This window comes from Marinobacter lipolyticus, from assembly GCF_018424605.1.
Taxonomy (GTDB): Bacteria; Pseudomonadota; Gammaproteobacteria; order Pseudomonadales; family Oleiphilaceae; genus Marinobacter; species Marinobacter lipolyticus_B.
In genome coordinates, this window is the sequence record NZ_QTKT01000003.1 from 251,833 (window position 1) to 271,334 (window position 19,502).

Annotated in this window: 20 protein-coding genes; 10 read left to right on the forward strand and 10 right to left on the reverse strand. The window is 62.2% G+C overall.

What is annotated here, in order from left to right:
• Positions 1-134 precede the first annotated feature (134 nt).
• The 4 genes from trkA to def form a co-directional block, all read right to left on the reverse strand.
• Positions 135-1,538: a Trk system potassium transporter TrkA gene (gene trkA, locus DYI22_RS05830; protein ID WP_213477099.1), complete on the reverse strand. Its 1,404-nt coding sequence runs from the start codon at positions 1,536-1,538 to the stop codon at positions 135-137.
• On the reverse strand, positions 1,535-2,836 hold the full coding sequence (gene rsmB / locus DYI22_RS05835) for a 16S rRNA (cytosine(967)-C(5))-methyltransferase RsmB (protein ID WP_213477103.1): 1,302 nt from the start codon (positions 2,834-2,836) through the stop codon (positions 1,535-1,537). The genes trkA and rsmB overlap by 4 nt, the downstream gene beginning before the upstream one ends.
• Positions 2,837-3,772, reverse strand: a complete 936-nt coding sequence (gene fmt / locus DYI22_RS05840) for a methionyl-tRNA formyltransferase (RefSeq protein WP_213477306.1) — start codon at positions 3,770-3,772, stop codon at positions 2,837-2,839. It abuts the gene before it with no gap.
• A 117-nt stretch (positions 3,773-3,889) separates the two neighbouring features.
• Entirely contained in the window at positions 3,890-4,393 is a 504-nt protein-coding gene (gene def, locus DYI22_RS05845) for a peptide deformylase (RefSeq protein ID WP_213477104.1), read from the reverse strand.
• 351 nt (positions 4,394-4,744) lie between these two features.
• On the opposite strand from def, the gene DYI22_RS05850 reads away from it, so the two are divergent.
• The 8 genes from DYI22_RS05850 (at position 4,745) to DYI22_RS05885 (ending at position 11,565) form a co-directional block, all read left to right on the forward strand.
• The gene (locus DYI22_RS05850; protein WP_213477105.1) at positions 4,745-5,761 is read left to right on the forward strand and encodes a LysM peptidoglycan-binding domain-containing protein; all 1,017 of its coding nucleotides are present in this window, start codon (positions 4,745-4,747) and stop codon (positions 5,759-5,761) included.
• A 269-nt stretch (positions 5,762-6,030) separates the two neighbouring features.
• The gene (dprA, locus tag DYI22_RS05855; protein ID WP_228300860.1) at positions 6,031-7,128 is read left to right on the forward strand and encodes a DNA-processing protein DprA; all 1,098 of its coding nucleotides are present in this window, start codon (positions 6,031-6,033) and stop codon (positions 7,126-7,128) included.
• Between the two features lie 3 nt (positions 7,129-7,131).
• The gene (locus DYI22_RS05860) at positions 7,132-7,707 is read left to right on the forward strand and encodes an L-threonylcarbamoyladenylate synthase (protein ID WP_213477109.1); all 576 of its coding nucleotides are present in this window, start codon (positions 7,132-7,134) and stop codon (positions 7,705-7,707) included.
• A gap of 9 nt (positions 7,708-7,716) precedes the next feature.
• Positions 7,717-8,643 (forward strand): oxygen-dependent coproporphyrinogen oxidase, encoded by a 927-nt coding sequence (gene hemF, locus DYI22_RS05865; protein WP_213477110.1) that lies wholly within the window; start codon positions 7,717-7,719, stop codon positions 8,641-8,643.
• The gene (gene aroE, locus DYI22_RS05870) at positions 8,636-9,463 is read left to right on the forward strand and encodes a shikimate dehydrogenase (RefSeq protein ID WP_213477111.1); all 828 of its coding nucleotides are present in this window, start codon (positions 8,636-8,638) and stop codon (positions 9,461-9,463) included. Before hemF ends, aroE begins: the two co-directional genes overlap by 8 nt.
• A 55-nt stretch (positions 9,464-9,518) precedes the next feature.
• Entirely contained in the window at positions 9,519-10,292 is a 774-nt protein-coding gene (locus DYI22_RS05875) for a motility protein A (protein ID WP_213477112.1), read from the forward strand.
• Positions 10,293-10,296: 4 nt separating this feature from the next.
• The gene (locus tag DYI22_RS05880) at positions 10,297-11,130 is read left to right on the forward strand and encodes a flagellar motor protein MotB (RefSeq protein WP_213477113.1); all 834 of its coding nucleotides are present in this window, start codon (positions 10,297-10,299) and stop codon (positions 11,128-11,130) included.
• Between the two features lie 117 nt (positions 11,131-11,247).
• The gene (locus tag DYI22_RS05885) at positions 11,248-11,565 is read left to right on the forward strand and encodes a PA4642 family protein (protein WP_213477114.1); all 318 of its coding nucleotides are present in this window, start codon (positions 11,248-11,250) and stop codon (positions 11,563-11,565) included.
• Positions 11,566-11,597: 32 nt separating this feature from the next.
• Here DYI22_RS05885 and DYI22_RS05890 read toward each other — a convergent pair whose 3' ends face one another.
• The 4 genes from DYI22_RS05890 to DYI22_RS05905 form a co-directional block, all read right to left on the reverse strand.
• Positions 11,598-12,053, reverse strand: a complete 456-nt coding sequence (locus DYI22_RS05890; protein WP_213477115.1) for an Hsp20/alpha crystallin family protein — start codon at positions 12,051-12,053, stop codon at positions 11,598-11,600.
• 172 nt (positions 12,054-12,225) lie between these two features.
• The gene (locus tag DYI22_RS05895; RefSeq protein ID WP_213477116.1) at positions 12,226-13,785 is read right to left on the reverse strand and encodes a hypothetical protein; all 1,560 of its coding nucleotides are present in this window, start codon (positions 13,783-13,785) and stop codon (positions 12,226-12,228) included.
• Complete coding sequence (locus tag DYI22_RS05900; protein ID WP_213477117.1) at positions 13,782-14,177, reverse strand: hypothetical protein; 396 nt, start codon at positions 14,175-14,177, stop codon at positions 13,782-13,784. The genes DYI22_RS05895 and DYI22_RS05900 overlap by 4 nt, the downstream gene beginning before the upstream one ends.
• A 117-nt stretch (positions 14,178-14,294) precedes the next feature.
• Positions 14,295-14,831 (reverse strand): gamma carbonic anhydrase family protein, encoded by a 537-nt coding sequence (locus DYI22_RS05905; RefSeq protein WP_213477118.1) that lies wholly within the window; start codon positions 14,829-14,831, stop codon positions 14,295-14,297.
• Positions 14,832-15,042: 211 nt separating this feature from the next.
• On the opposite strand from DYI22_RS05905, the gene prlC reads away from it, so the two are divergent.
• Both prlC and DYI22_RS05915 read left to right on the forward strand, forming a co-directional pair.
• Positions 15,043-17,088, forward strand: coding sequence for an oligopeptidase A (prlC, locus tag DYI22_RS05910; RefSeq protein WP_213477119.1), 2,046 nt, complete (start codon positions 15,043-15,045; stop codon positions 17,086-17,088).
• A 1-nt stretch (position 17,089) separates the two neighbouring features.
• A complete protein-coding gene (locus tag DYI22_RS05915; RefSeq protein WP_213477120.1) occupies positions 17,090-17,341 on the forward strand; it encodes a YheV family putative zinc ribbon protein in 252 nt (83 codons plus the stop codon).
• A 350-nt stretch (positions 17,342-17,691) separates the two neighbouring features.
• On the opposite strand, the gene DYI22_RS05920 is transcribed toward DYI22_RS05915, so the two are convergent.
• Both DYI22_RS05920 and DYI22_RS05925 read right to left on the reverse strand, forming a co-directional pair.
• Entirely contained in the window at positions 17,692-19,014 is a 1,323-nt protein-coding gene (locus DYI22_RS05920) for a Na+/H+ antiporter family protein (protein WP_213477121.1), read from the reverse strand.
• Positions 19,015-19,130: 116 nt separating this feature from the next.
• Positions 19,131-19,361 (reverse strand): DUF1653 domain-containing protein, encoded by a 231-nt coding sequence (locus DYI22_RS05925; RefSeq protein ID WP_213477122.1) that lies wholly within the window; start codon positions 19,359-19,361, stop codon positions 19,131-19,133.
• Positions 19,362-19,502: the final 141 nt, after the last annotated feature.

The following is a 19,502-nucleotide window of genomic DNA, read 5'->3' on the forward strand; positions in this document are numbered from 1 at the left end:
ACGATTGCCTGCTGATCGGTCTGTGTGTGGCGCCCTGTTGCCTGGCCATGGCCGGGCCGGGGCACGCTGAAAAAAGGCGCATTATACGCTGGCTAAACCTGTATTTCTAAGTGGCGTTCACTGCCTTGTTTTTGCTAGAAGAACGTGAGCCCCACCTGGAACAGTTTTTCCACGTCCCGGATCCGGGTTTTGTCCACCAGGAACAGGATCACGTGGTCATCCGGCTGCACCCGCAGATGGTCGTGGGCGATCAGCACTTCGTTGCGGCGCACGATGGCGCCGATGGTGGTGCCCTCCGGCAGTGAGATTTCATCGAGTCGTTTGCCCACTACCTTGGAGGAGCGATGGTCCCCGTGGGCGATGGCTTCGATGGCTTCGGCGGCGCCCCGGCGCAGGGAGTGTACGTTGACCACGTCACCGCGACGCACGTGGGTCAACAGACTGCCGATGGTGGTCTGCTGCGGCGAAATCGCCACGTCAATGTCGCCGCCCTGAATCAGGTCCACGTAGTCCGGGTTGTTGATCAGCGTCAGCACCTTGCGGGCGCCCAGGCGCTTGGCCAGCAGCGAGGCCATGATGTTGGCTTCGTCGTCGTTGGTTACGGCGCAGAACACATCGGTGTTCTCGATGTTTTCTTCCAGCAAGATGTCCTTGTTGGCGGCGTTGCCTTCCAGTACCACGGTCTTGCGCAGGTTTTCCGACAACATCACGCAGCGCTCGCGGTCGCGCTCCAGCAGCTTGACCTGGTACCGGTTTTCCAGGGTGTGTGCCAGCCTTTGACCGATGTTGCCGCCGCCACAGATGAAGATGCGCTTGTAGGGTTTTTCCAGTGGCTGCAGTTCGCTCATCACCGAGCGGATATGGTCGGACGCGGCAATAAAGAAGACCTCGTCGCCGTCTTCGATCACGGTATCGCCCTGAGGCATGATGGCGCGGCCCTTGCGGAAAATGGCGGCAACCCGGGTATCGATCTTGGGCATGTGGGTGCGCAGGTAGGACAGCTCATGGCCCACCAGCGGGCCGCCTTCCGTGGCGCGGATCGCCACCAGCCGCGTCAGCCCCTTGGAGAATTCCAGCACCTGCAGGGCGCCCGGGTATTCAATCAGCCGGGTGATGTGCTTGGTCACCAGATGTTCCGGGCTGATCAGTACGTCGATGGGAAACCCCCGCAGGCTGTCCAGATCTTTCTGCTGATCGCGCTGGTAGAACAGCTCGGCTTTCGCCAGGTAGGCGTTGGCCCTGACCCGGCAGATGGTGGTCGGGGTCTTGTACAGCAGTTTGGCCACCTGGCAGGCCACCATATTGGTCTCGTCGCTGTTGGTGACGGCGATGATCATGTCGCCGTCTTCCGCACCCGCCTGCCTCAGTACCGTGGGAAACGAGGCCTTGCCCTGTACTGTGCGGATATCGAGGCGATCCTGCAGTTCCCGCAGGCGGGTGCTGTCGCTGTCGACCACGGTGATATCGTTGGCCTCGTTGGCCAGGTTTTCCGCCAGTGTGCCACCCACCTGGCCGGCGCCCAGTATCAGGATTTTCATAGCTCAGGTTTCTCCAATACGGCATAGAAAAAGCCGTCGTGGCTGTGGGAATCCGGCAACAGTTGTCGCCCGGCGGTCATGGCCCTGCCCCAGGCGGCTTCCGGCGTCCCCAGCGTGGCCACTGGCTGCTGCTTGAGGAACCGCTGGATTATACGGTGATTTTCCTGGGGGAACACCGAACAGGTGGCATACACCAGCCGCCCGCCGGGTTTGAGGATAGACCACATGGCCTCCAGCAGGCCAAGCTGGATGGACGCCAGCGGTACGATGTCGGATTCACGCCGTAACAGTTTGATGTCCGGATGGCGGCGGATCACGCCACTGGCACTGCAAGGCACATCCAGCAGGATGCGGTCGAATGGCCGGCCATCCCACCACTGATCGGTGGCGGCCGCGTCTGCCTGTTGCAGGGTGGCCTGCAGATCGAGCCGGTCCAGATTCTCCTGCACCCGCGGCAGGCGTTCGGCGGAGGCGTCGATGGCCACCACTTCGTCCAGTTCGCCACAGGCCTCCAGAATGGCGCAGGTTTTCCCGCCGGGGGCCGCGCAGGCGTCCAACACCCGCTGGCCCGGCGCCAGGTCCAGCAAGGTGGTGCACAGCTGGGCGGCTTCGTCCTGCACGCTGGCGGCACCGTCGGCAAACCACGGCAGCCGGTCCACCGGCACCGGCGTGGCCAGCTGAATGCCCTGGGGCGCGAAGGTGGTGGCGTGCGCGGCGATGCCGGCGTCGGCGAGGTGGCCAAGGTAGTCCTCGCGGGAAAAGCGCAGGGCGTTGACCCGCAGCGTCATCGGCGCCTGCGCGTTATTGGCCTCCAGAATGGCCTGCCAGTCGTCGGGCCAGTTGTGCCGCAGCTTTTCCACCATCCACTGCGGGTGGCTGAAACGGGCCGCATCGGTTGCCGGCTCGGGAGCCCCTCCCCGTTCGGCGCTGCGCAATACGCCATTGACCAGACCGGTGAGGTTGGGTTTGCCCAGCGCGCGACAGGCCTCCACGGTTTCGTTCAGCACCGCGTAGGTGGCTTGCTGGCTGTAACGGAGCTGAAACAGCGCCACCAGCATCAGATGGTGAATGACCCGGTCCGGAGTGCGCAGGGGCTTGTTCAGGCGCTGGCCGAGTTCATCGTCAAGCCGGTGGAACCAGCGGCAGGTGCCGTAACAGAGCGCTTGCAGCTCCGGGCGCTCGGCCGGTGGCAACTGATTCAGCGCCGCCGGCAGGCACTGGGTCAGCGACTGGCCGTTCTCCACCCCTTGCAGTACCTGGGCAGCGAGGGCGCGCATGGGCTGGCGGCGATGGTTCATTCAGCTCAGCTCCTGACCCGGTAACAACAATTCCTTGCCGCCGTTGATCAGATCGTTCGGCGTCTGGGCGCGGGTTCCGGGCAGCTGCAGGCTGGTAATGCGCAGTACGCCGGCGCCACAGGTCACGTCAATGCCGTCTCTTTCCCGCCGCAGCACGGTACCGGGTACCGGTCCTGACGCCTGCGCAAGGGCGCTGGCCTGGTGGATGCGTATGCGCTGGCCGTCAACGTCGGTGTAGGTGCCGGGCCAGGGGTTGAAAGCGCGCACCAGGCGTTCGATGGCGATGGCGTCCTGCTGCCAGTCGATGTGGCCTTCATCCTTGGACAGTTTGTGGGCGTAACAGGCCTGCTCACCGTTCTGCGCTTCACCGCGCAGTTCGCCTTTTTCCAGTAACTGCAGGGCCTTGACGATTGCCTGGCCACCGAGATCCGCCAGGCGGTCATGCAGGCTGCCGCCGGTGTCCTGGTCTTCCACGGCGGTCACCATTTTCAGCAGCATGTCGCCGGTGTCGAGCCCTTCATCCATCTGCATGATGGTGATGCCGGTTTCCCGGTCGCCGGCGGCAATGGCCCGGTGAATGGGCGCGGCACCCCGCCAGCGGGGCAGCAACGACGCATGGATGTTGAGGCAGCCATGGCTGGGAATCTCCAGCACCGAGGGGGGCAGGATCAGACCGTAGGCGGCGACAATCATCACGTCGGGTTTCAGGTCCCGCAGTTGCTGTTGCGCTTCCGGGGTTTTCAGGCTGAGGGGCTGAAACACCGGGATAGCTGCGTCCAGCGCCACCTGCTTGACCGGTGTAGGCGCCAGTTTGCGGCCGCGGCCGGCGGGGCGATCGGGCTGGGAATAAACGCCCACCACGTCATGGCCGCTGGCCAGAAGGGCTTTGAGGGCGGTGGCTGCAAAATCCGGGGTGCCGGCAAACACGATGCGCACGGTGATGTCGTCTCTGTTCCGTTGAATACGAAAAAACCGGGCTTCCACCCGGTCTGTCATGTCTGGCTGTGCTCGGTCTCCGCAGGCCCGGCGCCCGGCCAGACCGGGCACCCGCGATCAGGCGCTCTTTTTATGCTGTTTTTCCAGCTTCTTGCGGATCCGGTTGCGTTTCAGGGAGCTGAGGTAGTCCACAAACAGCTTACCGTTGAGGTGATCCATTTCGTGCTGGATGCACACCGCCAGTAGCCCGCGGGCCTCCAGTTCGAACGGCTTGCCGTCGCGGTCCAGGGCGCGGATCATGCAGTGTTCGATCCGCGACACGTCTTCGTAGAAACCCGGCACCGACAGGCAGCCTTCCTGCATGTCCTCGAGTTCACCGTCCAGCACTTCCACGCTGGGGTTGATGAACACCCGCGGTTCGCTTTTGTCCTCGGACAGGTCCATCACAATGATCTGCTTGTGAACGTTCACCTGGGTGGCCGCCAGACCAATGCCGGGCGCATCGTACATGGTCTCGAACATGTCGTCGATGAGCTTGCGGTCGGCGTCTGTCACCTCATCCACCGGCTTGGCAATGGTGCGAAGGCGGGGATCGGGGTATTCGAGAATCTCTAGAATCATGTCGCTTGTACTTTTGGCCTGTGAACCTGAGTGTCACCGTTATCTTTTGTAACGGTGTGACTGCGCTCTCCGAATTGCGACAGCGTACTGCGCAAATTATGGAACCGAGTCTATTATGACCGGACAGCTTGTATTATCCCCCATCTTGGCGATTGAGTACAAACTGATCAGTCAATAGCTAAAATCTCTTGACGGCGCAGTAGAAATTACTGGAAGAACAAAAGATAACATCACAATTTGCGTGACTTCTTCTATAGTATCGGAAACAGCAACATAATAAGCTGCACCCGACAGGCTGCATATCAAGAACAGAATCTTTTGATTCAAGGCACGCGATCAAGGACTTAGACAATGAGGAAACTGCTGTACGCTCTGGCGGCAAGCTTGCTGCTGGTAACCTCCTGGGCTCACGCTCAACCGGAGCTCCGGTCCGATCATCCCGAGCGTTACACGGTCGTGAAGGGTGACACCCTCTGGGACATCTCCGCCCGTTTTCTGAACAACCCCTGGTACTGGCCGGAAATCTGGCACGTGAACCCCCAGGTGCAGAATCCTCATCTGATCTACCCGGGCGACCGGCTGGCGCTGGTGTACATCGACGGCAAACCCCGGGTCACCAAAGTGGCCAGCAACGACGTGGTGAAGCTTTCGCCCAAGGTCCGCTCGGAAGCCATCGACACCCCGATTCCTGCCATTCCTCTGGATGCCATCAGCAGCTTCCTGACGGATACCCGCATCGTGTCCGTCGAGGAAATCAACGCGGCGCCCTACGTGCTTGAGGGCGAAGACGGCCGCATCATCACCGGTGCCGGCGACCGTGTGTACGCCCGCGGAGAAAAGCCAGCCGACAAGGTGGGTATTTTCCGCCGCAGCAAGCAGTTCCTGGATCCCGAAACCGGTGAATTCCTCGGTCTGGAAGCCCGCAGCATTGCCAAGGGCGAAGTGACCGCAGAGAACGGCGATGTGCTGACCCTCAATCTCACCAATTCCAGTGAAGAAGTCCGGATCGGCGACCGCCTGCTGACCAGTGAGGATCGTCGTCTGACCACGAACTTCGTGCCCAGCGCCCCGGATGGCGACATTGAGGGTGAGATGATCTCCGTAGAGGGCGGCGTCAGCCAGATCGGCCAGTTCGACGTAGTGGCCCTAAATCGCGGCGAGCGCGAAGGTCTGAAGGCGGGTAACGTGATGGCGGTGCTGAAGAGCGGCAACGTGGTGCGTGATCCGGTGACCAATGAAAACATCCAGCTGCCGTCCGAGCGCGCCGGCCTGCTGATGGTGTTCCAGACCTACGAAAAAATGAGCTATGGTCTGATTCTGCAGGCCACGCGCCCACTGTCGGTGGGTGACAAGGTGACCAACCCCTGAGGCGCGGCCTCGGTCACCAGCAGATCGCAGAGCGGGAGCCGGACAGCGGCTCCCGTTTTTTTATGAGATAATCGGCAACCCGGTGCCAGGATGGCAAAACCGGTGCGCAGCCTGAAGCTGCCGAATTCACCCGCCACGGAAGGATGGTCATGTCAGATGTAACCCCCGTTCTTGATACCCCCACGCCTGCGTCAGTGCACCCAGAGCCCACCTTGAATCCAGAGCCGTCGGCTTCCGGCTTTTTCGACAGCGCCGAGGGCGCCTGGCTGATGCTCTCCTGCCTGCCGAAATTCGGTGCCCGTCGGCGGCAGGCGGTGTTGGCGGCGCTGGCCGACGATCTGACCGCCCTGCTGAGCGCCAGTATCGCCACCCTCAAGGCCATCGGGCTGCACAGCGACACCCTCGAGTCGGTACAGGCATGGCAGCGTCGGGACTGCCGGCACTCGGTGGTGGCAAAAGCCAGGGCCATCCAGCAGGCCTGCCGGGCACAGGGTATCTGGCTGTTAACGCCGGGCGACGCCGACTACCCCGAGCCGTTGCGTCACATTCACGATGCACCGGTGGTGCTCTACTGCCTCGGCAACCGTGCCCTGCTGCAGCTTGAGCAGATCGGCATTGTCGGCAGCCGCAACGCCACCCGCGCCGGGCTGGACCATGCCCGTGGGTTTGCCGCTGCGCTCGGAGGGGAAGGGTTTGTGATCACCAGTGGGCTGGCACTGGGCATCGACGGCGCCGCCCATGCCGGCGCACTGGACGCCGGCTACCCCACCCTGGCCGTGATCGGGAGCGGGTTTGACCGGCTGTACCCCAGCCAGCATCGCAAACTGGCGGACCGGATCGTCAACCACGGCCTGCTGATGAGCGAGTACCCACCCGGTGTGCGCGCCCGCGCCGCCCACTTTCCCCAGCGCAACCGGCTGATCAGCGGTATGAGCCGGGGGATACTGGTGGTGGAGGCGGGCCTCAGGAGCGGCTCGCTGATTACCGCCAGGCTGGCGCTGGAACAGGGCCGGGAAGTGTTTGCCATCCCCGGGTCCGTGCACAGTCCGGTGGCGCGGGGTTGCCATCACCTGATCAAGCAGGGTGCCCGTCTGGTGGAAACGGTGGACGACGTGCTGGAGGAGCTGGGCACCTGGTGGACGCCGTCCGGATCCGCCCCGCCGGTAACCTCCCGAGCCACCCCGGCGGGCGAGCTGGAACCGCGGGAAATCGCGGTACTGGAGGCTTTAGGGTATGATCCGCAATCAACCGATCAACTGTGTTCAGAAACCGGATTACCCGCCGATCAGTTGATGCAGTCGCTGCTGTTGCTTGAGCTGCAGGGGCTGGTCAGCTCGGTGCCGGGAGGTTTCCAGAGGATAGCCTGAGCCATGCCGCATTCGCCCAAACCGCTGACAGACTGGCAACTGCACTGTGCCCGCCGCACCCTGCTGGGAGGTGGCGTTATCGCCTATCCCACCGAGGCGGTGTGGGGCCTGGGGTGCGATCCCTGGGATGCGGAGGCGGTCGACCGGCTTCTCGACCTGAAACAGCGCCCGATGGACAAGGGCGTGATTCTGGTGGCGTCTTCGGTCGACCAGGTTCGTTTCCTGCTGGACCCGCTGCCCGCAGACCTGCAGCAGGAAGCGCAACGGCACTGGCCCGGACCGGTCACCTGCCTGTTGCCCGATGTGAAACAGCAGATTCCCGAATGGGTGCGCGGTCGCCACAGTTCCATTGCCGTGCGGGTCAGCAGCCATCCGGTGGTTCGTGCCCTGTGTGAAACCGCCGGCATGCCACTGGTCTCGACCTCCTGCAATCCCGCCGGCCGGCAACCGGCCCGCTCGATCTGGCAGGTGCGCCGCTATTTCGGGGAGTCCCTGGACTGGATCGTGCCGGGCGACCTGGGCGGCAACCGCCAGCCCAGCCGGATTCTGGATATCGTCAACGGCCGTCAATTGCGGTAGGAGCATCAGATGTCGCAGCAACCCGACAGCAACGCCGTCAAACAATACCTGCTGACATTGCAGGACACCATCGCCGAACGCCTGACGTCTGTTGACGGCAAGGCCGGCTTTATCACCGACGCCTGGGATCGCCCCGAAGGCGGTGGCGGTATCAGCCGGGTGATCACCGACGGCGCGGTGTTCGAGAAAGGCGGTGTAAATTTCTCCCATGTCATGGGCGAGACCATGCCCCCTTCCGCGACCGCCCATCGCCCCCATCTGGCCGGTGCGCCGTGGCAGGCCATGGGGGTGTCCCTGGTGATCCATCCCCACAACCCGATGGTGCCTACCTCTCACGCCAATGTGCGGTTTTTCATTGCCACCCCGCAGAACGCGGAACCGGTGTACTGGTTTGGCGGTGGCTATGACCTCACCCCCTATTACGGTTTCGAAGAGGACTGCGTGCATTGGCATCGAACCGCACAGCAGGCCTGCGCGCCTTTCGGCGACGACATCTATCCCCGCTTCAAACACTGGTGCGACGAGTACTTTTACCTGAAGCACCGGGATGAGCCCCGGGGCATTGGCGGGCTGTTTTTTGACGACCATAACACCGAAGACTTTGCCCGTGACTTCGGGCTGATGCAGGCGGTGGGCAGCAGTTACATCGACGCCTACGAACCGATTGTGCAGCGTCGCAAGGCGCTGCCCTACACCGAGCAGCAGCGGGAATTCCAGCTCTATCGCCGTGGCCGCTACGTGGAGTTCAACCTGGTGTACGATCGTGGCACGCTGTTCGGTCTGCAGTCCGGTGGCCGCACCGAGTCGATTCTGATGTCGCTGCCACCGCTGGTGCGCTGGGATTACAACCGCACCGCGGACCCTGGCTCCGCGGAGGCGCGGCTGACGGACTACTTCCTCACCGACCGTGACTGGCTGGAGCTCAATCATGAATAATGATCTTTATGCCGTGGTGGGCAATCCGATCAGCCACAGCAAATCTCCGCGCATTCACAGCTTGTTTGCGCAGCAAACCGGCGAGTCGGTCGAATACACGGCCATTCAGGCGCCGCTGGATGATTTCGCCGGCACCGTCAGCAATTTCTTCGACCGCGGTGGTCAGGGCCTGAACGTGACCGTGCCCTTCAAGGAACAGGCGTGGTCCCTGGCCGAAAGGCGCACCCCGGAGGCCGAGAAAGCCGGAGCCGCCAACACCCTGTACGTCGATGGTGAGGGCCTGCTGACCGCCGACAACACCGATGGCAAAGGCCTGGTCACAGATCTGACCACCAACCATGGCGTGGATCTCCGTGGCCGCCGCATTCTCATGCTGGGTGCCGGTGGTGCCGTGCGCGGCGTATTGGCACCATTGATTGCCGCAGGGCCGGCGGCCATCACGCTCGCCAACCGCACCGTGTCCAAAGCGGAGGCGCTGGTGGCGTTGTTCAGCCCCGAGGCCGGTAACGTAGAGCTGTCCGCTTGCGGTTTCGAGACGCCGGATGAGCCGTTCGACCTGATTATCAACGGCACCAGTGCCAGCCTGCAGGGAGATTTGCCGCCGCTGTCACCGAATGTGATCGAGGCCGACACCGTGGTCTACGACATGATGTATTCTCTGATCACCACCCCGTTTAACCAGTGGGCGCTGGACCACGGGGCAACCCGGGTGTTTGACGGCCTGGGCATGCTGGTGGAACAGGCGGCGGAATCGTTCCGCATATGGCGTGGTATTCGTCCGCAAACAGCGGCGGTGATGGAGGAACTGCGTAACGACTGACCCCGAGGGTCCGGGATGGGCTATGCTTCGGGTCAATTCACAGAAAAGGTTCCAGATGGATATTCTTACCCTTGTGGGTCTGGTGGCGGGCGTGCTGATCGTAGTCCTTGCCATGCTGGCCAACGCCTCCCTGCTGACATTTCTGAATCTGCCGGGCCTTGCCATCGTGCTGGGCGGCACCTTTGCCGTCACCCTGATCAAGTTCCGCCTGTCGTCGGTGACCGGCGCGTTCCGGCTGGCCTTTGCCGCCGCCTTTACCGACCGGGTGCCGAGCCCGACGGCGCTGATCCGCGAAGTCGGCGCGCTTGCCATGGTGGTGCGCAAGGAAGGCATTCTGGGGCTGGAGAGCCACCAGACTGACAACGGATTCCTGCAGAAAGCCATCAACCTGTGTGTCGACGGCCACCCGCCGGAACTGGTGGAAGAGGCCCTGGTGCAGGAGTCCCGCCAGATCGAGGAACGCTACGAAGTGGCCGAGCGGGTGTTCCGCGGCATCGGGGAGTCGGCGCCGGCCATCGGTATGCTGGGCACCCTGGTGGGGCTGGTGCAGATGCTCAATACCCTGGACGATCCCTCGTCCATCGGTCCGGCCATGGCCATCGCCCTGCTGACCACGCTCTACGGTGCCTTCCTGGCCCAACTGATTGCCCTGCCGCTGGCGGACAAGCTGCAGCTCAAGGCAGAAGACGAAGGCCGCAATCACCTGCTCATCATCACCTCCATGCGGAACATCATGCGCGGCGAGAATCCCCGGGTAATGACCGAACTGCTGTCCTCGTTCGTGACCCCGGACCAGCGTTTGGGGCTGGCACCGGAGCGGGAGGCCTGACGCTGTGCTGCTGGTGAGGCAGAAGCATAAAACGCGGCTGAAAAGTCAGACACCGGCCTGGATTGTCACCTTCGCGGACCTGGCCACCCTGCTGCTGACTTTCTTTATCCTGTTGCTGTCGTTCGCCGAAATGGACGTGGAAAAATACCGGGCCATGGCCAATTCCATGGCGGTGGCCTTCGGCAGCAATAACGTGGTGGGCGACGACGTCGGCGGCTCGCCGCTGACACTTATCGAAACCGACACCGTCTCCCTGCCCGAACCCAGCGACAACATGCCCGATGAGCCGGAATTCATTGACGAGCGTCGCGCCGATGTGGCGACCACGGGCATTGCCGAGGGCATCGTGGAACTGGCGACCCGTCTGGTCAGTGAGCTGGAAAACGAGGTGGCCGCTCAAGCCCTCAGTGTCAATTACGACGACAGCAAGGTGGTGATCCGGTTTTCCGAAGAGGCCACGTTCCGCTCCGGCGAGGCGGCCATCAAACCGGACATGATCCCCATCATCGAGCGGGTGGTGGGGGTGCTGGCAAATTGCAGCGGGGACGTGCTGGTGTCGGGCTACACCGATGACCGGCCCATCTCCAGCAGCCGCTACCGCTCAAACTGGGATCTGTCGGCCGCGCGGGCGGTGTCGGTGGTGCACGAGCTGGTCTTGAACCGCCAACTGCCTGCGGAACGGGTGGTCGCGGCGGGGCGGGCCGAAACCAATCCGCTGGTACCCAATGACAGCGCGGAAAATCGCGCCCGCAACCGCCGCGTGGAAATTGCCATTCGTAACCCGGAATGCGTGGACGCCCTGCCGGCGGGGGAACCTGCGGTGGACATCCTGCCCTGAGGGGCTTATGCCCGTGTGATAGCTCCTCATAGTCAATTCAACTAACTTCTTTGCTTTCAGATCCTTATACTGTGCCCCCACATTGAATCATCAGCCGGACAACAACCGGGAGAGACCATGAGCGGACCAGACAAACCGAAAGTGATTGGCGAGGAGTGGAGTGACGAGCGGGTTAAAAGCTTTCTTGCCATTGAACCGGCGGACGCCGGTGCCCACGCTGACTTCGTGGTGCTGCAGAAAGCCTACCAGGCCATGCGCGCGGAAGACTTTGAGCGTTTCATCGGCTTTTTTGTCGCGGCGGGGAGAAACCTCAATGCCGCTGACGAATCCGGCGAGACCATTCTGGATCACATCCTCAAGCACCGCCGCAGCACCGCGTATGCCGAGGCGCTGAAAGCGGCCGGAGCCAAGACCGGGGCAGAAGCCGGGAGCTGAGGCCCCCGGCCCTGCTGCCTGCGACCGACTGGTTACTGGACATCCACCTCGATGGCTTTGGGTTCCGCCGGTTCGGATTTCTGCAGCGTCAATGACAGCACACCGTCCTTGAAGTTGGCCTTGATGCTGCTGTCATCCACGTTCTCAGGCAGCGTGAAGCGACGCAGGAAGCTGCCGTACACCCGCTCAATGCGGTGGTGCTTCTTGTCGTTGGTTTCTTCCTCGTGCTTGCGCTCGCCCTGAATGCTGAGCACGCCGTCGTGGACGGTCACCTTCACGTCTTCCTTGGACATGCCCGGTAGTTCGGCTTCGATGGTGAATGCCTCCGGGGTTTCCTTGATGTCGACGGCGGGGGCCCAGTCGCTGCGGCTGAACAGGTCTTTGCCTTCCCGTTCGCCATTGCTGCGGGTCAGCCCGAATAGCCGGTTGTAGCGGTTCATCAGGTCATCGAATTCACTGACCGGATTCCAGCGGGTTAGATTGCTCATGATGAAACTCCTCCTGTTACGAATCTGAGATCGATGTGACATCAGCTTCGCTCGCGGAACAGCTCCATGCCGGTGGCGCCAACCGGATGGTACTCCGTGAACTTCTGCTAAGTTCGAATGTAGGTTCGTCCGAACGGTTTTCAAGTCGTCATCGGAGCAAGTTTGATCTGGGTCAGGAACCGGAGAAAATCTGCTGAAATACCCGTCGGAACCGGTCCATTGGCATGCCCGCGACATCCAGGCGGGGCAGTGCGCCGGCCTGGAATCCCGGCAGGCGGGCTTCGAGGAAAGGGGTTACCAGGTCGGGATTCGCGCTGATGATGTGAATGACCGTATCGCGGCTGGCATCGTCGCCGGTGATCAGCGGCGCTGGCTGGTGATCGCCGACTATGATCAGCAGCGTGTCGTCGGCGACGAAGCGGCGGGCGTAACCGGTGATCACCTCCAGCGCGTAGTCCAGTGCCCGGCCGTAATGTGCCCGCACCCGGTCCGGATCCCGCCACAGGCTCGCTGGGGCCTCTCCCTCGTCGCGCCAGGTTTCAAATACCCGACCGTCGCCAATCTCGTTCCAGTCTGGCAGCACCGGCAGGATGGGCACCCAGGGGGCGTGGCTGCTGATCAGCGCCATTTCCGCGAATAACGGTCGCCGCGCCGGTGCGCGCAGTGCCCGTTCGAACCAGGACCAGGTGTACTGATCGGGCATGGTAACCCAGTTGAACGGCGGTCCCTGATAACCCATGGTGGCAGCGTCGTAGATGCGGTCGTAGCCGAAGCGGCGCCCTTCCGGCCAGTTTTCGGTGATGGCCGGCATCACCGCCAGGGTTTCATGCCCGGTCAGTTTCATGTCGTCAATCAATGTGGTGTGGCGGCTGCTGAGCAGAATATCGTAATCCAGCTGGCTGTCGACCCAGCGCCCACTGAGCAGGGTGGTGTGGGCCAGCCACGACTGACCGCCCTGGACCGGTGACGTCAGCCGACCGCTGACCAGGTGCAGCCCGCAGTCCCGCAGCACGGATTCCATCTCCTGCAGGCGCGGGCGGATTAACCGGCTGTAGCGCGGGTCGCTGATCGCCGAGATACCGTAGGATTCCACAAAGCCCAGAATCACGTCGGTGCCCGCAAGCCCGGGCAGCGCTCGGGTTTCACTGCCGAAACCGGCGTCGACGCTCTGGCGGAAGGCACGTGTGGCGTCGTGGGTGTCCGCCGCCAGCGTGACCTGCCGCCCCAACAACGCGGCGCCGGTTGCGCCCATGGGTGAGGGCACGGCCACCGCCGTCAGCGTCAGCAGGGCCGCCGCGGGCATCAGCAGCCGGTGCCCGTGAGGTGGCGTGTGTCGCCCGAGCCGTTGCAGCAACAGGGCGAACAGTGTGCCGAGCACGACCAGCCCAACCAACAGCACCAGCAGTACCGCCACTGCCAGCAGCTCGCCGAGGTTGGTTTTCAGCAAATGGAAGGCGGCATCGGCGATGCCCAGCTCCAGGTAGAGGTTCAGCGGCCGGCCCAGGCTCTGTCGTACCAGCACATCGACGAGGGCGAGCGTGGCGAGTACGGCGTAGAGAATGCCGCCGCCTATGGCGAGGCCCCGTTGCAGGGCGCCGGGGCTGAGGAACGCAAACAGGCCCCAGAGAAACAGGGTTTCCAGCGCCAGCCAGGGCAGATGCGGGAAACCGGGCAGCGCAAGCGCCACCAGCATCAGGTTCAGCAGCAGCGCCGCCAGCAACGATGATTTCATCCTGCGCAGAATCCTTCTGCGACCGGGGTACCGCCCTGGACGTGGCGAGTGCGCGGCAGCGGAACCTCAACGGGCTCCAGTGTGTTTGGTAACTCGTGTGCCAGGCGCGGCGCCGTCTGGAGAATTCCGATGCGTGGCCGGTGTTCCATCATGCGCACCAGCCGGGTTATGCAGTCGCCGGCGATCAGGCTGTCGGCGGCTTCACGATCATGTAGCGGTAGGCGCCGCTTCAGCGCACGGGAGTGCTCGTCGGTCGCCGCCGCACCGGAGGCAACCGCCTGCTCAATGGCACCGACGAGACCCTGGCACTGTGCGTGCGACAGGGACGATCCAGCGGCGCGCAGATACAACCGCGCCCGTGACATTGAGGGAGAGTGTAGATCCTTCACCATTGCCTCCTTCCGAATCGGTCCGCGACAGCGAACCGGAAAGCGACGACAACAGCACCATCCTGCGAATTGTCATCGCAGGGAAACATACGGCGGAGGGCGGAAGATCAGACCACCGTTTCAGCGATCGTTCAGGTACTCGTCTTTGAGTTTGACGTAATTGGCCGCCGTGTAGCGGAAGAAGGTCCGCTCCTTGTCGGTCAGCGGTCGCGCCTGCTTGCAGGGTGACCCGACATAAAGGTAGCCCGATTCCAGCGTTTTCCCCGGTGGCACCAGGCAGCCCGCCGCCACGATAACTTCATCCTCCACCACGGCGCCGTCCATGATGATGCACCCCATGCCCACCAGCACCCGGCTGCCAATGGTGCAGCCGTGGAGCAGCGCCTTGTGGCCCACGGTGACGTCATCGCCCAGGGTGAGGGGATAGCCGCCGGGATTGAAATCGCTGGCGTGGGTAATGTGCAGCACCGAGCCGTCCTGAATACTGCAGCGGTCGCCGATGCGGATTTCGTGCATATCCCCCCGTACCACCGTCATCGGCCAGATCGAAACGTCGTCACCGGTCTGGACGTCGCCAATGACCACGGCACTGGGATCAATCCACGCGCGCTCGCCGAAATGTGGCGTGATACCCTTGTGAGATCGTACATTCGTCATTACATATACCTTCAAGGTGTTCTTTTGCTGTGGAGCATGGAGCACCCGGGGGAAGCCTTTCCGAAACACGCTCCTTGCGGCACATCCATGTGACGCTTGGGCTCCGCCATCCATGGCTCCGCACAGTTTCGGAAAGGCTTCCCCCGGATGCTCCCCCGTCAATGGAGTCACCTGAAACTACCTTAGATTCTGACAGCTGAGAAGGGGACCTATGAATAACCCATTACTGACCGACGACCTGCTGCCGAAGTTCGACCATGTCCGCACCGAGCACATGGAAACGGCGATTGACCAGATTCTCAGTGAAAACCGCATGAAAATCGCCAGTCTCGCCCAGAATGACGACCCGGACTGGACCACGCTGGCGCAGCCGATGCAGGACCTGGAAGACAAGCTCAGCAACGCCTGGTCGGTGATTTCGCACCTGAACGGCGTGATGAACAACGACGAGCTGCGTAAGGTTTACAAGAACTGCCTGGAAAAACTGACCGAGTACAGCACCGAGCTGAGCCAGAACGAAGCCCTGTGTAACGCCTACAAGAAGCTGGCGGCGCGTGAGGATTTCAGTCAGCTGAGCGAAGCCCAGCGCAAGTCGGTGGAAAACACCCTGCGGGACTTTCACCTGGGCGGTGTTGATTTGCCAGCGGAGCAGAAAAAGCAGTATGCGGAGCTGTCGCGGGAGCTGGCGGAACTCTCCAATCGCTTCAGCGACAACGTGCTGGACGCCACCCAGCACTGGTACAAGCACATCACCGACGTTGATCAGCTGGCCGGTCTGCCGGAGAGCGCCATCGACGGCGCGAAACAGGCGGCCAAGCAGAAAGACCTGGATGGCTACGTCATCACCCTGGATTTCCCGAGCTTTTTCCCGGTGATGACCTACGGCGACAATCGCGACCTGCGTCGCGAGGTCTATGAAGCCTTCGTCACCCGTGCCTCCGACATGGGCCCGGACGCCGGCACCTGGGATAACACGCCGGTGATGGCGGAAATCCTCAAGCGTCGACATGCCCTCGCCCAGCTGCTGGGTTTTGATAACTACGCCGAGCGCTCGCTGGCCACCAAGATGGCACGCAGCACAGACGAAGTGCTGGATTTCCTCAACCAGTTGGCGACCAAAGCGAAGCCCCAGGCGGAGAAAGAATTCGCCGAGCTACAGGCGTTCGCCCGAGACGAGCACGGCGTGGACGACCTGCAGGCGTGGGATGTGGGCTATTACAGCGAAAAACTGCGCCAGCAGCGCTACGACATCTCCCCGGAAACCCTGCGCCCCTGGTTCCCGGTGGACAAGGTGGTGCCCGGCCTGTTCGCGGTGGCTGAAAAGCTGTTCGACGTACAGATCGAAGCGAAACCAGAGGTGGAAACCTGGCACGAGGACGCCACCGCCTATTGCATCAGCCGTAATGGCGAGCCGCTGGCCTGGTTCTACCTCGACCTGTTCGCCCGCCAGGGCAAGCGTGGCGGTGCCTGGATGGCGGATTGCCGGGTGCGCTGGCAGAACCTGCGCGGCCAGCTGCAGCTGCCGGTGGCGTTCCTGACCTGTAACTTCACCCCGCCGGTGAATGGCAAGCCGTCGCTGCTGACTCATGACGAAGTGACCACGCTGTTCCACGAGTTCGGCCACGGCCTGCACCACATGCTGACCCAGGTGGACGTGATTGACGTGTCCGGGATCAACGGCGTGGCCTGGGACGCGGTGGAGCTGCCCAGCCAGTTCCTGGAGAACTGGTGCTGGAACCCGGAATCCCTGGCGCTGATCGCCTCGCACCACGAAACCGGGGAACCGCTGCCGGAAGATCTGCTGCAGAAACTGCTGGCGGCCAAGAACTTCCAGTCCGGCATGGCCATGGTGCGCCAGCTGGAGTTCTCGCTGTTCGACTTCCGCCTGCACGCGGAATTCACCAGCGAGGCCCCCACCAACCCGCTCGACATGCACCGCAAGGTGCGGGAAGAAATCGCGGTGGTGCAGGCGCCGGCGTTCAACCGCTTCCCGAACAGCTTCTCCCACATCTTCGCCGGCGGCTACGCGGCGGGCTATTACAGCTACAAGTGGGCGGAAGTGCTGGCGGCAGACGCCTTCTCACTGTTCGAGGAACGGGGCATTTTCGACCCGGAAACCGGTCAGGCGTTTTTGCACAACATCCTGGAAAAAGGCGGCTCCCAGGAGCCCATGGAACTGTTCAAGGCCTTCCGCGGCCGCGAACCGCAGGTGGATGCGTTGCTGAAACAGAACGGCATTGCCGGGGAGGCTGCCTGACATGGCCAGTCCCAAACGCTTTATCGCCGGCGCTGTCTGTCCCCGCTGCGCGGAGATGGACAAGATCATGATGTACACCACCGATGATGACGATCAGGTGCGCGAGTGCGTGGCCTGCGGCTTCACCGATGCGGTGTCGGATGCCGAGGAGCCCGCTGCGCCCGAGCTTGAGACGCGGGTGAACAAGCGCAAGAACGAAGACGATCATACGGTTAAGCAGGTGGTGTTTTTTAAGGCCGGGTCTGAGGACTGACGTCTGGAGGTTGGCCTTGTAGCCTGCTGGCCTTGGGAGTGAGAGGGTCTGGGGGAACGTTCCAAAACGGAGAAACGTGGTTTCTTTTAATGTTTTGGAACGTTCCCCCAGACCCTCTCTTATCTGAACAGCCTGATATCGCTTTGGTGTGTTTGCCGAGAAAACCCTTCTTTGTCTTCTTTGTGGTTCTTCCTGTTTTTCTTTGATATCCCATCAGTGTCGAACGTGAGGGTTGGGGGACGAGGGGGCAAAACATTAAAAGAAACCACGTTTCTCCGTTTTGCCCCCTCGTCCCCCAACCCTCACACCCCGCCAACTCACAGACTACAAAGAGCGGACAACCACCAAACCTAAAGCACCATAGCCGCCAACCACCCAAACCCGAGCAACGGCAGGTTGTAGTGCAGGAACGTAGGCACCACCGTGTCCCAGATGTGGTTGTGCTGGCCGTCCACGTTCAAGCCAGCCGTAGGCCCGAGGGTGGAATCAGACGCCGGGGAGCCGGCATCGCCCAGGGCGCCGGCGGTGCCGACCAAAGCTACGATGGCCAGCGGGCTGAAGCCCATCTGCAGGGCTAGTGGCACGTACAGGGCGGCGATGATGGGAATGGTGGAGAACGACGAGCCGATGCCCATGGTGATCAGCAGGCCCACCACCAGCATCAGGAACGCTGCCATCGCCTTGTTGTCGCCGATGGTGGCCACCGAGCTCTCCACCAGGGCCTTGATCTCGCCGGTTTCCCGCATCACTTCCGCGAAACCGGAGGCCGCGATCATGATGAAGCCGATCATCGCCAGCATTTTCATGCCCTCGGTGAACAGATCGTCGGCTTCCTTCCATTTGACGACGCCGGACACATTGAACAGCACGAAGCCGGCCAGCGCGCCAAGAATCATCGAGCCCAGCCAGAGCTGGACCACGAAGGCGGTCACGATGGCGACCAGCGCCATCGACAGCGTGCGGCCGTTGTACTGGATATCCACCCGTTCGGTCTTCTCGATGGTTTCCATGTTGTACTTGCGGTCACCGCGGTAACTGAAGAATACCGCCACAAGAAGGCCGCAGAGCATGCCCAGGGCCGGCAGCGCCATGGCCGACATGACGTTCAGATCGCTGGCGTCGACGCCGTTGTCACCCACATTGGCCAACAGAATTTCGTTCAGGTAGATGCCGCCGAAGCCCACCGGCAGGAACATGTAAGGGGTAATCAGGCCGAAGGTCAGCACGCAGGCCACCAGGCGGCGATCCATGTTCAGTTTGGCCATCACGTACAGCAGCGGCGGAACCACCAGAGGGATAAAGGCGATGTGGATCGGCAGGATGTTCTGGGAGGAAATGGCAATGGCCAGCAGCAGGCCGACGATGAGAAAGCGGATGCCGCCGACGGCCTTGCCCTCGTCCTGTTTGCCCACCAGTGCCAGGGCCTTGTCCGCCAGCGCATGGGCCAGACCGGACTTGCCGATGGCCACGGCGAACGCGCCCAGCGTTGCATAGGACAGCGCGACGGTGGCGCCGCCGCCGAGGCCGTTGTTGAAGGCTTCAATGGTGGCTTCCAGGGACAGGCCGGCGATCAGGCCGCCGGAGACGGCGCCAATGATCAGGGCAACAACAACGTGGATGCGGCACAAACTCAGCACGAGCATGATGGCGACCGCGGCGACAACGGCATTCATGGCAGACTCCGGATTCAATTCGATGGCTCTCGCTACCGCTATTGCAGAAGTGTAGCCGGTTCAGGAAAGCGCGCTAATGTGCAGGAAATCGACGTCGCAGTCAAAACCGGTGGGGATCAGTCCTCGCTGACCCAGGCAAAGCGGGGGATCTGTTCGCCGGCCACATCCACGGTTTCCTGGAACATGGAAAGCGGACGTACCCACAGGCTGTGGTCGCCGTACAGGCATCGGTAGACCACGAGTTTTTCCTCGGTTTCGCTGTGGCGGGCGATGTCGATGACCTGATAGTCCTTGCCCTTGTAGTGGCGATATCGCCCTGGGCGCAACTCTGGCTTCTTGTCACCCATCCGCAGTCTCCGGCGTTTTGTGGGGTTAATGTTACCGGCAGCAGAAGTTCTGGCCGCAAGCGTCTAAACTTAACACCATTCTGGCAGGGATGCATAAGGGCCGCGGGGCCCCATCTTTCGACTTACTCAAATAACAGCGGG

Bases quoted from the DNA above. Each gene is read 5' to 3' on its own strand.
- hemF (WP_213477110.1), top strand. From the start codon at position 7,717: ATGTCGCAGCAACCCGACAGCAACGCCGTCAAACAATACCTGCTGACA.
- rsmB (WP_213477103.1), bottom strand. From the start codon at position 2,836: ATGAACCATCGCCGCCAGCCCATGCGCGCCCTCGCTGCCCAGGTACTG.
- dprA (WP_228300860.1), top strand. From the start codon at position 6,031: ATGCTCTCCTGCCTGCCGAAATTCGGTGCCCGTCGGCGGCAGGCGGTG.
- prlC (WP_213477119.1), top strand. From the start codon at position 15,043: ATGAATAACCCATTACTGACCGACGACCTGCTGCCGAAGTTCGACCAT.
- DYI22_RS05875 (WP_213477112.1), top strand. From the start codon at position 9,519: ATGGATATTCTTACCCTTGTGGGTCTGGTGGCGGGCGTGCTGATCGTA.
- aroE (WP_213477111.1), top strand. From the start codon at position 8,636: ATGAATAATGATCTTTATGCCGTGGTGGGCAATCCGATCAGCCACAGC.
- DYI22_RS05885 (WP_213477114.1), top strand. From the start codon at position 11,248: ATGAGCGGACCAGACAAACCGAAAGTGATTGGCGAGGAGTGGAGTGAC.
- trkA (WP_213477099.1), bottom strand. From the start codon at position 1,538: ATGAAAATCCTGATACTGGGCGCCGGCCAGGTGGGTGGCACACTGGCG.
- DYI22_RS05895 (WP_213477116.1), bottom strand. From the start codon at position 13,785: ATGAAATCATCGTTGCTGGCGGCGCTGCTGCTGAACCTGATGCTGGTG.
- DYI22_RS05860 (WP_213477109.1), top strand. From the start codon at position 7,132: ATGCCGCATTCGCCCAAACCGCTGACAGACTGGCAACTGCACTGTGCC.
- DYI22_RS05900 (WP_213477117.1), bottom strand. From the start codon at position 14,177: ATGGTGAAGGATCTACACTCTCCCTCAATGTCACGGGCGCGGTTGTAT.
- DYI22_RS05920 (WP_213477121.1), bottom strand. From the start codon at position 19,014: ATGAATGCCGTTGTCGCCGCGGTCGCCATCATGCTCGTGCTGAGTTTG.
- DYI22_RS05915 (WP_213477120.1), top strand. From the start codon at position 17,090: ATGGCCAGTCCCAAACGCTTTATCGCCGGCGCTGTCTGTCCCCGCTGC.
- DYI22_RS05890 (WP_213477115.1), bottom strand. From the start codon at position 12,053: ATGAGCAATCTAACCCGCTGGAATCCGGTCAGTGAATTCGATGACCTG.
- DYI22_RS05850 (WP_213477105.1), top strand. From the start codon at position 4,745: ATGAGGAAACTGCTGTACGCTCTGGCGGCAAGCTTGCTGCTGGTAACC.
- DYI22_RS05925 (WP_213477122.1), bottom strand. From the start codon at position 19,361: ATGGGTGACAAGAAGCCAGAGTTGCGCCCAGGGCGATATCGCCACTAC.
- DYI22_RS05905 (WP_213477118.1), bottom strand. From the start codon at position 14,831: ATGACGAATGTACGATCTCACAAGGGTATCACGCCACATTTCGGCGAG.
- def (WP_213477104.1), bottom strand. From the start codon at position 4,393: ATGATTCTAGAGATTCTCGAATACCCCGATCCCCGCCTTCGCACCATT.